Annotated in this window: 13 protein-coding genes; 10 read left to right on the top strand and 3 right to left on the bottom strand. The window is 65.2% G+C overall.

Going from position 1 to position 12,427, the window contains the following annotated elements; all coding sequences use genetic code 11:
• The first annotated feature begins 2 nt into the window (after positions 1 to 2).
• Genes GO606_RS17395 through GO606_RS17405 form a run of 3 tightly spaced genes read left to right on the top strand, consistent with a single transcriptional unit; the run spans position 3 to position 3,273 of the window.
• The gene (locus tag GO606_RS17395; RefSeq protein ID WP_169119675.1) at positions 3 to 1,319 is read left to right on the top strand and encodes an integrating conjugative element protein; all 1,317 of its coding nucleotides are present in this window, start codon (positions 3 to 5) and stop codon (positions 1,317 to 1,319) included.
• Between the two features lie 56 nt (positions 1,320 to 1,375).
• On the top strand, positions 1,376 to 1,684 hold the full coding sequence (locus GO606_RS17400) for a hypothetical protein (RefSeq protein ID WP_169119676.1): 309 nt from the start codon (positions 1,376 to 1,378) through the stop codon (positions 1,682 to 1,684).
• 17 nt (positions 1,685 to 1,701) lie between these two features.
• The gene (locus GO606_RS17405) at positions 1,702 to 3,273 is read left to right on the top strand and encodes a conjugal transfer protein TraG N-terminal domain-containing protein (RefSeq protein WP_169119677.1); all 1,572 of its coding nucleotides are present in this window, start codon (positions 1,702 to 1,704) and stop codon (positions 3,271 to 3,273) included.
• 8 nt (positions 3,274 to 3,281) lie between these two features.
• Here the strand turns inward: GO606_RS17405 and GO606_RS17410 are convergent, their stop codons facing one another.
• Positions 3,282 to 3,551 carry a hypothetical protein gene (locus tag GO606_RS17410; protein ID WP_169119678.1) on the bottom strand — a complete coding sequence of 90 codons (270 nt, stop codon included), beginning with the start codon at positions 3,549 to 3,551 and terminating at the stop codon, positions 3,282 to 3,284.
• Positions 3,552 to 3,576: 25 nt separating this feature from the next.
• On the opposite strand from GO606_RS17410, the gene GO606_RS17415 reads away from it, so the two are divergent.
• From GO606_RS17415 to GO606_RS17445, 7 genes are read left to right on the top strand one after another with little or no spacing between them, the layout of a single operon-like run.
• Positions 3,577 to 4,386 carry a DsbC family protein gene (locus GO606_RS17415; RefSeq protein ID WP_169119679.1) on the top strand — a complete coding sequence of 270 codons (810 nt, stop codon included), beginning with the start codon at positions 3,577 to 3,579 and terminating at the stop codon, positions 4,384 to 4,386.
• Positions 4,383 to 4,802 (top strand): TIGR03757 family integrating conjugative element protein, encoded by a 420-nt coding sequence (locus tag GO606_RS17420; protein WP_169119680.1) that lies wholly within the window; start codon positions 4,383 to 4,385, stop codon positions 4,800 to 4,802. Before GO606_RS17415 ends, GO606_RS17420 begins: the two co-directional genes overlap by 4 nt.
• 11 nt (positions 4,803 to 4,813) lie before the next feature.
• The gene (locus GO606_RS17425; protein WP_169119681.1) at positions 4,814 to 5,803 is read left to right on the top strand and encodes a TIGR03756 family integrating conjugative element protein; all 990 of its coding nucleotides are present in this window, start codon (positions 4,814 to 4,816) and stop codon (positions 5,801 to 5,803) included.
• Positions 5,804 to 5,808: 5 nt separating this feature from the next.
• Positions 5,809 to 6,330 (top strand): integrating conjugative element protein, encoded by a 522-nt coding sequence (locus GO606_RS17430; RefSeq protein ID WP_169119682.1) that lies wholly within the window; start codon positions 5,809 to 5,811, stop codon positions 6,328 to 6,330.
• A gap of 9 nt (positions 6,331 to 6,339) precedes the next feature.
• Complete coding sequence (locus GO606_RS17435) at positions 6,340 to 6,897, top strand: hypothetical protein (RefSeq protein ID WP_169119683.1); 558 nt, start codon at positions 6,340 to 6,342, stop codon at positions 6,895 to 6,897.
• Between the two features lie 10 nt (positions 6,898 to 6,907).
• Complete coding sequence (locus GO606_RS17440; protein ID WP_169119684.1) at positions 6,908 to 7,813, top strand: DUF3262 family protein; 906 nt, start codon at positions 6,908 to 6,910, stop codon at positions 7,811 to 7,813.
• Positions 7,814 to 7,843: 30 nt separating this feature from the next.
• Positions 7,844 to 8,506 carry a hypothetical protein gene (locus GO606_RS17445; RefSeq protein WP_169119685.1) on the top strand — a complete coding sequence of 221 codons (663 nt, stop codon included), beginning with the start codon at positions 7,844 to 7,846 and terminating at the stop codon, positions 8,504 to 8,506.
• Positions 8,507 to 9,654: 1,148 nt separating this feature from the next.
• Here GO606_RS17445 and eno read toward each other — a convergent pair.
• Positions 9,655 to 10,941, bottom strand: a complete 1,287-nt coding sequence (gene eno / locus GO606_RS17450; RefSeq protein WP_144179891.1) for a phosphopyruvate hydratase — start codon at positions 10,939 to 10,941, stop codon at positions 9,655 to 9,657.
• Between the two features lie 67 nt (positions 10,942 to 11,008).
• A complete protein-coding gene (gene pyk, locus GO606_RS17455; RefSeq protein ID WP_169119686.1) occupies positions 11,009 to 12,427 on the bottom strand; it encodes a pyruvate kinase in 1,419 nt (472 codons plus the stop codon).

Here is a 12,427-nt window from a genome sequence, read left to right on the forward strand (position 1 = left end):
CCATGCGCGCCACGTCCCTCGCCCTACTCCTCGCTTTCGGCGCGGCGACCACGTCCGCGGAAGCCGTGGAGATCCCGAGCTCGGGATCCAGCCTCTATTACCGTCTCGGCGGCGGCGACCCCGCGTCACGGGCGCCGAACCCCTCCGGGGTGCCGTACAAGCTGGGGCTCTCCGGCGTGGCAAGGATGCACTACGCCTGCGGTGCGTACGACTTCGAGGTGTCGTTCCAGAACCTCATGAACCAGTTCGCCCACCTCGGCACCCAGGTGACCCATGCGGTCCAGGCCGGCATCGCCGCCCTGCCGCTGTATCTGTTCCAGCGCGCCTCACCCGGGCTGTACGAGCTGTTCCAGACCTACGCGAAGAAGGCCGAGGTGGCCATCCAGATCGCCACCAAGACCTGCGAGGAGATGGAGGCCCAGGTCAAGGCCGGAGAGGATCCCTATGAAGATTTCATCCGCGTGGCGCGCGGCGAGGCCTGGAAGAAAGAGGCCGCCGGTGGGAAGGATGTGGTGCAGGCGAAGGAGAATGTTGGCACTCGTAATGGAGACGACGGAATCACCTGGATGGGTGGCGAGAAGGCCGGAGGGAAAGATCAGGACGCAATCCGCATCGTGTATGACACCACCTTCGGCGGGTTCAACGTAACCATGGGGCGGGCGCCAGCCGCGGCAGACACTTCATTTCCCCCTGTTAAGCTCACCCAGACCTTCCCGAGCGCAGACGAGGCCGCCAACTATGCCATAGAAGTGCTGGGTGATCTGGAGATTTACACCTGTCAGGGCGGCACTTGTCCCACGCCTCAAACGACCCTAGGCCTAGGTCTCATACAGAAGTTCGAGCTGGAAATCCCTGGCGCTCAATTACAGATGGATACGGTCATGGCGACACCGGTGCCGCGAGGCAGCGATCTTAAAGTCGCGTCGGCCCCTGGAATCGTCATCACGCGCGAGCTGATCGACGCGATTCGCGAGTTGCCTCCCATCGAACGACGCATCGCCGAGGAGCGCTTGGTGCAAGACGTCGCTCTCGCACGAACCGTGGACAAAGCGTTGATCATCCGGAACTTGCTTCTGACAGGACGGATGATTCCCGAAGTATTCAAATACGCAAATCCGCAGATCGAGACAAAGCTCGCCGAACTGAACCGCCACATCGACGACGTGCTGTACGAGTCCAACGTCCGCAAGCGGGTCATCTCGGAGACCGCCGGAACGCTGCTCGACAGCTACCACGCGTTGCGCGCGGCATCGGCCGCAAACTCGGTTCAGCAGCCCGTCGACAAGCGTCCCCTCATCGACGGCCGGGTGAAGAAGTGACCGTTCATCCGCTGCACCCATCGGCCCGGCGCCCGCGGCGTTTCCTTCGGACGGCCGTGATTACCGCCCTCGTCGTCCTGTCGCTGATTGTCTGCATGGTGCTCGCTCTCGTCCTTTTCGGACAGCAGGATGCCTTGTTGGCAGCGCATCACCGGATCCGGGCAGCCACGCCGTGGCTGGCGCTGGTCCAGTTGGCGGCAATCGCCGCCCTGTGGCTTGCCTGGCCATGGCTGGTGGACCGGCTTCGTACGCGCTGGCCGGAGGACGCCCGTGCCGCTTTGCTCGCCGCCCGCCACCGCATCTGCATCGGGCTCCTGCTAGTCGAACTCGTGGTCGTGCTCGGCCTCCCCTTCAACCTTCTCTGACGAGGAGTACTCAAGCGATGGGCGTCGACAGCTACCTCGAGCTCTTCACCACGATGTACGGCTGGGCCTTCGCCGGTGTGATCCGCGACATCCTGGTGGAGACGGGCCTCATCTTCCTGCCGTTCCTCATCGTGCTCATCGACACCTGGCTCCACGCGCACCAGATGAACGTCGGCGAAGGGGCGGATGCGGCGTGGATGGTCCGGAAGATGGAGGTGGAGTTCTGGAGCGCCGTCTTCGTGCTCGCCTTCTGTTTCACCCCGGTCGGGACCAGCCTTCAGAACGTCAATCTCTACTACACTCCGCCTGCCACAGCGGTGAGCACGGCGCCCTTGAAAGCCACCGGATCAGTCTCGGACAGCACCTTCGACGAGGCTTTCGAAGGGGTGCCGCAGCAGATCGCCTTGCCTCCGTGGTGGTTCACGGTGATGAGCCTGTCTGCGGGGTTCAACGATGCCGTGCGCGGCGGCATCTCGGGCGGTCTGAGCGGCTTGCGGCAAGTGGAGGAGCTGGCAAGAACCGCCGCGGTTGAGGATCCTGCACTGCGCGCCGAGACGCAGCGCTTCTACAACGAGTGCTACCTGCCCGCACGCTCCCGGTATCTCCCCAACGAGCTCTCGCCAGCGGCAGAAACAGCTCTGGCCGCCTACGGTGCAGCCGATCCGGACTGGATCGGCAGCCACGTGCTCCAGGCCGATCCCAAGCTGTACCCGGCGTTGCACGCCCGGTCCGGCGTGGCCGGTTTTCCCCTGGACATCGGCGATGGCGACGCCGACCTGGACGAGAACACCGTGGTCCCGGACCACGGACGGCCGACATGCCTCGAATGGTGGCAGGACGGCACCAACGGACTGCGCGCCCGGCTTGCCCAAAGCATCGGAATGGTTGGCGCACTGGACGATACCCTGCCCCAGCAAGTCGCAGCCCTTTTCAGCTCCGTATCGGCCGAAGTCCGGCAGGACGGCCTCGCCCGCCTCGCCATGGGTCGCTCGGGCCCCGTGATCGCACCGGAAACCATGCTTCCCGACAGCCGGCCCTGGTATCAGGCACTGATGAGCGCCGTGCCCGACGTCGCCGGCATGGCGGGGATGGTGAACAAGGCGATCCACACCCAGGCGTCCCGCTTCCCAATCATCCAGTTCGCCACCATGGCCCAGCCCCTCATCCTGATGGCGATCTACATGTTCCTGCCGCTGATCCTCGTCTTCGGGCGCTACAGCCTGTCGATCATGTTCCTCGGCGCGCTGGCGATCTTCACAGTCAAGATGTGGGCCGTCATGTGGTTCATCGCCGCCTGGCTCGACGAGCATTTGTGGGTGGCCATGTACCCCTCCGCCGAGACGTTGTTCCACAACATCCTGCACCTCGAGTTCGATACCGCCCTCAAGCGCAGCACGCTCAATACCCTGCTGATCGGGCTCTACCTCGGCCTACCGCTTGTGTGGAGCGGAATGATGGGGTGGATAGGAATGAACGTAGTGACAGGAATAGACGCGATGAAGCGAACCGCAATCGCTACAGGCCTTGCGTCGGGTCAAACAGGCACCCAAATGGCAACCCGGGGGAGCCTGCGAATCCCGAAGCGTTAATGGAGTGATTAGTAGTGAGCGATCGGCAACCCGGAGTACGCGCCAACAGGCTCCCCATTTCTCCCTGCGACGACCGGCTCGCGCCCGTATGCGGTGTAGGCAGCACCCTCTGCGTCGTCAGCGTCGCCAAAGAAGGCACGCTGACCAAGCGGATCCTGCTCAGCGCCCTTCTCCTGGGCTTCAGTTTCCGCAAAGGCCAATACAACTCGTGCCAGACCAGCCAGCAAGCCGATAGCGCCAACAAGCAGCGCACCAGTGATACGAGTCGAAGTGTTCACAGCCATCTCCAAGGAGCGGTTCCAAATGACATCTCTCTACGCTCAACAAAAGTACGCTGCCTCACCCGGAACGTCCATGGGGAAGTTGTTGCGCAGTGCAAGCGCTGTCGCCCTAGCCGTCGGCGCTTGCTTCGCCTCCGGTGCCGAGCCGCACGGGGATGATCGGCTTGAAACGATCAAGGCGGCAATCTCTCGCCACTCTGGCGGCGAAGTACTGCCAGACGCGGTCGCCGCGACCCCCGTCCCGGGCATATTCGAAGTCACCAACGGCCGGGAGGTCTTCTACGCCGATTCGACCGGTCGCTACGCCTTCGTGGACGGTCGGCTCGTCGACATCGCGGAGAAGCGGGACCTCACCCAGGCACGCCTCGAGCAGCTCGCTGCAATTCCCTTCGACGAGCTGCCCCTCGACTTGGCAATCAAGACGGTCCGCGGGAACGGCGCCCGCAAGCTGGCGGTGTTCGAGGATCCCGCCTGCCCGGTCTGCCGCTCCATGCAGGGCAGTCTGGCCGCCCTCGACGACGTCACGATCTACACCTTCGCCTATCCGGTGGTCTCGCCCGAGTCGATCCCGGCCGCGGTTTCGGCCTGGTGCGAGCCGGGCGACCAGCGGGACCGGCAGTGGCAGACCTATATGGACGGCGCTCCGCCTCCCCAGGCGATCGCGCCGCAGTGCGAGCCGGCCATGCAGCAGGTGGGCCGCATCGTGGAGTTCGGCCGTACCCGGGAGATCCGGAGCACGCCGACGCTCGTCTTGGGCGACGGGCGGCGAATCGTGGGCGCGATGCCGCGCGAAGAGCTCGATGCGGCGCTGACGCGAGCGGCTGCGCGATGAGTAGCCTGCACACGCGGCTGGTGACCGCCCTGGTGGCCTCTATCTGGGCAGTTCCACTCGTCGGCGCACAGGAACAGGTGGAGATCTTCCTGCTCGCCACCCACGAGGTTCGGGGCGCCCAGGGGGCGAAGGTGTTCCATGTGGATGCGGTCGAGCACCTTGCCGCGTCGCTGTCGGCTGGTCTGCCAGCGGATCCGACCCAGGCCGCAGCCCTTGCGCGCCGACGTTTCGATGCCTTGAGCCAAGCCGAACGGCAGGGCGCCAGTGCGGGCGCGCAAGCCCTGGCGCTCGCCGCCCAGTACGGGCTGACGAAAGTGCCCGCGATCGTCTTCGATCGACGGGCCGTGGTCTACGGTGTCCTCGATGTCGAGGAGGCCCGGGCGCTTTACCATGCGTGGCGGGCGCGGGGCGGATGAGGGCCAAGCCAATGAGCCGCTTCGTCCGGCACTTTGCTGCATCCCTGTGCGTCGGGACGCTGGCATCACACGGCATGGCGGCTGAAGTCACCACGACCGCGGCACTCGTCGCCCAGGCCGTTGCGAGCTACCCGACCTGCAGCGCCTGGCACGCCTCGGGGATCTGCTTCTGGCTGGTGTGCTCGCCGTTCGGGTGCAGCGTGAAGACCTCGACACGGTTCTCTCACTTTGCGCCGGACCTGGTGGTGAGCACCTACCACGATGTCGCCACGCATCCGTGGCCGGAGATCGGCATTCCCTTGGCGGCTGCGACCAAGACGACACTCAGTTCGCTCCTCACCACGCCGCTCTCCGACAGCGCGGGCACCCACTCCCAGGGCGACCGCACCGACAAGAACCGGCGTTTCCGCGACGCCGATGCCATTGGTCACCCTGCCACCCGCGTCGGCACCTGCCCCACGGCCGTCGATCCGTTCGTTCCCTATTACCAGTCCACCCTGGACGCCATGGTGTGGCGGTCCTACCTGCCGGCCGAGCTGCTCTATCCGGCCTCATGGATCCCCGGCATGCGTGAGGTGGGATCCTGGCCGACCAACACCTGGGGCAACGTCTATCCGCGCACCGGCGAAGTCGTGCAACAGCACGAGGTGAAAGGGGCCGCCGTGCTCTCCCAGCGGATCGCCGACTTCGTGACCCGCTCGGGTCAGCCGCACGTGTATGTGCCCGTGTCTTCAGGGAAGCGGGGGGTGCGCGACGGTCAGCTCGTCTGGGATCCCCCGCCCGCCATGGAGACGAACCTCCTCGGCGGACTGTGGCAGATGAATGTGGCGGTCCCCACCGGCTGCCACGTCTTCGGCTTGAATGACACGCTGAGCCCCGTCTCCTATGGGGACGCCAAGACGACGCAATCCGGGAGCTACGCCTATACCTTGTGGCGGCCGTACGCCTGCTGCCGCGTGAGGGGCAAGTTCATCGGGTATCTCCAGTGGGGCATGTGGTGATGACGATGCGTGTGCTCGTGTCTGTGATCGCCGGGACGCTGGCGTTCCCCGTCTGGCCGGCGGATCTTCCCGCCATGCCGCTTACCGTCATCCACGACGCCGGCGGCGTCCCGATCGCACCGGACCTGCGTCGCGAGGCTTCCCCGGCGCCGCGTCCGGTTTCGCCGGGGCCCGCTGCCGTGACGCGAGCCGCGGTTTCCTTCCCGGTGGTATCCACCCGCGCCGGGCCTGGGCGATTGCTGCATAACCCCCTGCCCGCGAGGCTGCCAGGCGGCCCTGGCCAGCCCATCTTTATCGTCGGCGACGATGCGCCGTCCCAGCAGTGGCTGCAGCGCAACCTGCAGGCGCTCCACGACATGGGGGCGCGGGGCATCGTGGCGGCCGTACGCTCGCCGGCGGATCTGGAGCGGCTGCGCATCGCCACGGGCCTGCCGATGGTGCCGATGCCCGCCGACGACCTCCTGGAGGCAGCCGGCATCTTCGTCTGGCCCGTCCTGATCGCCGCCGACGGCTCGATCTCGCAATGAGGTGCCACTATGAAGTGCTTCCCTTTGTTCCAAGCGTTCGTCGTGGCCGCCCTCGCGCTGCTTCATCTCACCGTGGGCCTTGCCGCCGAACCGTCCGGTAAGGCTCACGTGCTTGCCGGCGCGCTGTTCGCCTCGGTGCCGTCCGGCAACCTTTCGGGCGCGGACCGCGCCGCAATCGCCGCCCTCACCCCCCTCGACTTGCGCGACGGCGTGGTCGTCAGCACTGCCCGTGGCTGTGAAACCGCGATGCACCCGAAAGTCGCGCTCGAGGACCTGAATGGCGACCGTGTGCCCGAGATGTTTATCCTGGCCGGCAACACTTGCACGTCCGGCATGACGGGCAAGAGCGTCTGGCTCTATGCCAGACGCCGCGACGGTCGTTGGGCCCGGCTGCTCGATGCCGGCGCCGCCGGCTACCGGATCCTGCCGACCGCAACCTTCGGCTGGCGCGACATTGCCCTGGGCGGGCGCGGCTTCTGCGAGGGACTCTGGCGCCTGGGCCCTCAGGGCGAGTACGACTATGCCCGATCCATCCAGGCCGACGGCACGCCATGTCCCGAGCGATAGGAAGAGCACGATGAGCCTACCCCGCCGCCTCTCCTGCCTGCTGCTCCTGGTGGCCACCTTCGCTTGGGCGGGCGTGACCTACACGGACTTCCTGAAGGCGCTGGCCCAGCGCGAAAGCAGCCTCAACCCGGCCGCGATCAACCCGCACGGTTATGCGGGCCTGTTCCAGTTCGGCGAGGCCGCTCTGGAGGACGTCGGTCTCTATGCGGGCGGCGGAACTTCCAAGAACGACTGGACCGGAAACTGGACGGGCAAGTTCGGCGTCACGTCCTTGGACGACTTCCTGGCGAACCCGGACGCACAGATGCAGACGGTCGCCGCTTACCACGCGCAGGTGTGGGACACGCTGAGGCGGGTCTACAGCGCCGACAACTACGTCGGCTCCACTGTCAACGGCATCATGATCACCCAGTCCGGCCTGGTGGCCGCGGCGCATCTCGTGGGTGCTGGAAAGGTCGGCGACTGGCTGAGCTCCGGTGGTGCCACGACCCCCAAGGACGGCAACGGTACGACGATGACCTCCTACCTCTCGGCGTTCGCCGGCTACAGCGTCGGCGGCTCGGCGCCCTCTTGGGCGGATGTGCTCGCCGGCAATCCGACCCAGTCGGGAGGCGGAGGCTACGTCCATACCCCACCCCCAATGAGCGCAGCATCGTCGGACCTTCTGTCCGGTGTGAAGAGCCACGGCTTCGGGAGCGCGGGCGAAGGCTTCCGGGCAGCGACGGGGTACCAGATGGACGAGGTGCGCACTATGTTGACAGAGCTCGCGGCCATGGTGCTGCTGACGTGGATTGCGTACGTGGCCATCAGTAAATGGCGAGCCTACGGCGCGGGCGGCGAAACAACTCGTGACATGACGTTCGATATTCTGCGGGCTATGGTCACCACATCCATCGTGCTGTTGTGGATGGCCTGAAAGTTCTGTGGATCAGGTTAGGTGAGGACCATGGAGACCGACTGGATGATGAGGCGACTGCGCTCCATCGGCTTGGCTTTGTTGCTTCCGGTGGCACTCGGCACCACGTCGGCCCGGGCCGACGTGCTCGACGGAATCGTGTTTGGCATGAAGTGCCTCGGGGCGGCGGATCGCCAAGCCTGCGAGGAGCGGTCAAAGCGCGAGGCGGATGAGACGCGAGACCGATTGAGGGAGCGCCCTGCTCCAAATACGCAGCCTGTCCCAATTGCCGAAAAGAACAAGGAAGAGACGTTCGGACAGAGAATCCATCGTAACTGGGTTAAGAACCTGGTGTGTTACAACTTCGCCAAACGCTCGGTGCGCGACGTTGACTCCACATATGCACGCGCAACCGCCCGGTACGGCTTCATGAATCCGGCTGAACTCAGCCGACAAACTATGACTGTCGAGGCCGGAATCAACCTTGCGGGCTACCTCCACGAGACGATCCCGGGAGCCCGTTACCGACTCGAGCAAGTTGTCCATTCTCAGGATGTGGCGAGCGGAAAGCGTCAGTACAAGCTCAATCTCGAGTTGGCGCGCGACGGCTCAGGCACGCGCGTGTCGGGCCATTACTGCGTCACGACCGACGATCCGGCAGGGTGGCAGGATTTGTCACCCCAGGTCCTTTCGAGTCTCAACAGCACCTTCTGACCAGGGAGACTCCCGATGTTCGACGATGAACGCTCCTGCCCGTACTGTCGCGGCGTCCGCGAAAACAAGACGAACGTTGAACGGCCTTGTCGGGCCTGCGGCGGCTCCGGGCGTGAGCGGGGCTCAAACGACGACGTTTGCCGGGCGTGCAACGGCCGGGGGATGGAGTCAACGTGGGAGGACCAGCCCTGCTCCGCGTGCCACGGCCGCGGATACCTGTAAAGCGTGCTTCGCCCCACACTTAGGCAGCGCCCCCGTGGCCTGCAGCCGCGCCGCACGCCACGGTTGCGCACACCTTATCCACAGAGCTGTCCCACGCTAGCTGTGGATAAGTCTGATCGAATCGTGGTGCATGCTTGGTCTGCTCGCGGCGGACTTCCGCAAGCTAGCCACTGATGGCGCTGTCATAGGGGTTTCGATGAGAACGACGGCGGCGCTGGGGCGGCCATCCCTGCCTGCCCTACCGGTAACACACGGACATCGACTACATCACCATGGCCCGGCGCATGGCATACGTTTCGCGCCCATCCGGCAATCGTCCAGCGACTCATCGGCAATAAGGCCCTCCGGATCGAAGGGTGCCCTGGCTCCGACCACTGAGCGCCCTGCCCTTTGTCCCCGACCCGGACTACTCAGTCGGATGGCAACTTCACAAGAGTAGCTGACGTTCGCCGACCTACTGCCCTCGTCGCATCGCCGGCTTGAACTGCCGGCCAGCATGCCGTTCGGCGGCTTGCCAACGTCAGGTTTACAGCGCCCCTCAGAATCACACTTCCGGCCAGGAGCTGCCGATCTTCGCCTCTGCACACCGGCCATTCGGGTGACTGCTCCGTTCAGGTAGCTGCCGATCACCGTCACCCCGCCTTCGTCGCGTCGTCGGCCATTTGTGGACCTATGGGCTCCCCCGGAATTGCAAGCGAAGGTTTTTGGGCTGTTCGGAGCAGATCAGCAGAAATCAATCCGGCCTACTTTGGCGCCCGTCGAGCCCGACCCTGATGACATTCGTTCTACAGCCACATCCTATTCCAGCTCACTGCGAAGAAATGCATCCAAGCCTGCGGCGGCGGGCCTGAAGCCAGTGCGTGGACGACGGCATTTTCATCACGCAACTGGCCGCGGGAAACGCAGGGGGTGGATGGCGATCGCTTCTAGGCGCGGCTCGGGAACGCTGAGTGGCCGCGATAAATCGCATTCGCACCCAGTTCAGCTTCGATCAGAAGAAGGCGATTGTACTTGGCAACCCGGTCGGAGCGGCACAGGGAGCCGGTCTTGATCTGGGTGGCAGCAGTGCACACGCTCAGATCGGCGATGGTGGTGTCCTCGGTTTCGCCAGAGCGGTGGGAGACCACTGCGCTGTAGCCGGCCCGGTCCGCCATCGTGATGGCCGCCAGGGTTTCGGTGAGGGTGCCGATCTGGTTGGGTTTGATGAGGATGGAATTGGCCACCCCGGCGGCGATTCCTTCGCTGAGGATCGCGGTGTTGGTCACGAACAGGTCGTCGCCCACCAGTTGCACGCGGTGACCGAGTCGTTCGGTCAGCAGCTTCCAGCCCGCCCAGTCGTCCTCGGCCATGCCGTCTTCGATGGTGATGATCGGGTAGTGGTCCACCCAGTCCGCCAGGTAGTCCACGAATTGGGCCGAATCGAAGCGCTTGCCTTCGGAGGCGAGTTCGTAATGCCCGTTCTCATAGAATTCCGAACTGGCAACATCCAGGCCCAGGTAGATGTCGATACCGGGTTTGTAGCCAGCCTGCTCGATGGCGGAGAGGATGGCTTCCAGGGCGGCCTCGTTAGATGGCAGGTCCGGCGCGAAGCCACCTTCGTCGCCTACCGCAGTGGACAGGCCCCGACCCTTGAGAAGGAGCCTGAGGGCGTGGAACACCTCGACCCCCCAGCGCAGCGCCTCGGAGAAGCTCGGCGCCCCCAGCGGCAGGATCATGAACTCCTGCATGTCGACGCTGTTCGTCGCGTGGGCGCCGCCATTGACAATATTCATCATCGGCACAGGCAGGCGCACCGGCCAGGTGGGCTGGGCCAGGTGCCGATACAAGGGCAGGCCAGCCTCCGCGGCCGCCGCCTTGGCCGAGGCCAGGGACACGGCGAGGATGGCGTTGGCTCCCAGGCGCGATTTGGTGGAGGTGCCATCGAGGTCGATCATGCGCTGGTCCACGCCGGCCTGGTCGGCCGCCTCGCAGCCTTGAAGTACCGCGTTCAGTTCGCCATTGACGTGGGCGACGGCCTGCAGAACGCCTTTGCCGAGGTAGCGATGCGGGTCGCCGTCGCGCAGTTCCAGGGCTTCGCGGGCGCCGGTGGACGCGCCCGAGGGGGCGGCGGCGAAACCGCGGGCGCCACCTTCGAGTATCACCTCGGCGGCGACGGTGGGATTGCCGCGGGAATCCAGGATTTCAAAGCCGCGAACCTGCTGAATCAATGCCATGCTGTGTTCTCCATCTGCATATTTGGTGACGCCTGGTGGGTGATGCGCGCGTTGCTCGACCGCGGCATCAGCCGATCCGGGCGATGCGCAGCAAATTGGTGGTGCCAGAGGTGCCGAAGGGCATGCCCGCCGAGATGGCGATCATCTGGCCGGCCTGGCCGAAACCTTCCTTTTGTGCGGTATCGCAGGCCAGCTCGCTCATTTCGCTGACATCCGCGACATCGCTGCACAGCACGGGATGCACTCCCCAGGCCAAGGCCAGCCTGCGGGCCGTCACAAGCCGCGGGGTCATGCCGATGATCGGCGCCCGGGGCCGCTCCCGGGCCATACGCAGGGCTGAATAGCCGGAGCTGGTGTAGGCCACCGTGGCCGCTACCTGCAGCACGTCGGCCACACAGCTCATGGCCGCACCGATCGCGTCGGCCATGTCGACGCGGGGCGGAGGACATCCGGCATTGAGGGCGTCGCGGTAATGCGGATCGGTTTCGGTGTGGGTAATGATGCTGTCCATCATGCGCACTGCTTCCACTGGATAGGCACCGGAAGCCGATTCGGCCGACAACATGACTGCATCTGCACCATCGTAGATGGCGGTGGCCACGTCGGATGCTTCGGCCCGCGTTGGTACCGGCGCGACCACCATCGATTCGAGCATCTGGGTGGCGACAATCACCGGCTTGCCGGCCTTGCGGCAGGCACGGACGATGCGCTTCTGGATCGCCGGCACCTGCTCGGGGGGCATCTCGACGCCCAGATCACCGCGGGCCACCATCACCGCGTCGCTCTCCGCGACGATGGCTTCCAGGCTGCCGATGGCCGCCGGCTTCTCCAGCTTGGCAACGATCCCGGCACGGCCCTGGACGATGGCTTTGATCTCGATAATGTCCTCGGGGCGCTGAACGAAGGAAAGCGCGATCCAATCGACGCCCAAGGTCAGGCCGTAGTCCAGATCGGCACGATCCTTGGCGGTCAGGGCCGACAAGGGCAGCACTACCCCAGGGACGTTCACCCCTTTGCGGTCGGACACCGTGCCACTGTTGATGACCCGGGTATCGGCAAAGTCTGGGCCGCAGCGTTCGACCCGCAGGCGCACCCGTCCGTCGTCGACCAGTAGATCGGTGCCGACTTCCAGGGCAGCAAAGATCTCAGGGTGGGGCATCGGCGCCCGCTCTTGCCCCCCGGGCTGGTCGCGGTTCAGGTCGAGGCGAAAAGCGGCTCCCTCCACGAGCTGGACCGCCCCCTTTGCAAACGTGCCCAGGCGCAGCTTGGGGCCCTGCAAATCGAGCAGCACGCCAACGGGACGACCCGTTTCCTGCTCGATGGCGCGAATGGTGTCGAGGCGCTGTTTGTGATCCTCGTGGCTGCCGTGGCTGAAGTTCAGGCGAAAAACGTCGGCGCCGGCGTCGAACAGCGCCCGGATGGTGGCCCGGTCGGTGCTTGCCGGGCCGAGGGTGGCGACGATCTTGGCGTTGCGGATGCGGTGCAT

The sequence above is a fragment of the Aromatoleum anaerobium genome (genome assembly GCF_012910705.2).
GTDB classification, from domain to species: Bacteria; Pseudomonadota; Gammaproteobacteria; order Burkholderiales; family Rhodocyclaceae; genus Aromatoleum; species Aromatoleum anaerobium.

Excerpts from the sequence above, each read along its gene's own strand:
- GO606_RS17420 (WP_169119680.1), top strand. The coding sequence starts at position 4,383 with ATGAGTAGCCTGCACACGCGGCTGGTGACCGCCCTGGTGGCCTCTATC.
- GO606_RS17425 (WP_169119681.1), top strand. The coding sequence starts at position 4,814 with ATGAGCCGCTTCGTCCGGCACTTTGCTGCATCCCTGTGCGTCGGGACG.
- GO606_RS17405 (WP_169119677.1), top strand. The coding sequence starts at position 1,702 with ATGGGCGTCGACAGCTACCTCGAGCTCTTCACCACGATGTACGGCTGG.
- GO606_RS17430 (WP_169119682.1), top strand. The coding sequence starts at position 5,809 with ATGCGTGTGCTCGTGTCTGTGATCGCCGGGACGCTGGCGTTCCCCGTC.
- GO606_RS17395 (WP_169119675.1), top strand. The coding sequence starts at position 3 with ATGCGCGCCACGTCCCTCGCCCTACTCCTCGCTTTCGGCGCGGCGACC.
- pyk (WP_169119686.1), bottom strand. The coding sequence starts at position 12,427 with ATGCACCGCATCCGCAACGCCAAGATCGTCGCCACCCTCGGCCCGGCA.
- GO606_RS17435 (WP_169119683.1), top strand. The coding sequence starts at position 6,340 with ATGAAGTGCTTCCCTTTGTTCCAAGCGTTCGTCGTGGCCGCCCTCGCG.
- eno (WP_144179891.1), bottom strand. The coding sequence starts at position 10,941 with ATGGCATTGATTCAGCAGGTTCGCGGCTTTGAAATCCTGGATTCCCGC.
- GO606_RS17445 (WP_169119685.1), top strand. The coding sequence starts at position 7,844 with ATGGAGACCGACTGGATGATGAGGCGACTGCGCTCCATCGGCTTGGCT.
- GO606_RS17415 (WP_169119679.1), top strand. The coding sequence starts at position 3,577 with ATGACATCTCTCTACGCTCAACAAAAGTACGCTGCCTCACCCGGAACG.
- GO606_RS17440 (WP_169119684.1), top strand. The coding sequence starts at position 6,908 with ATGAGCCTACCCCGCCGCCTCTCCTGCCTGCTGCTCCTGGTGGCCACC.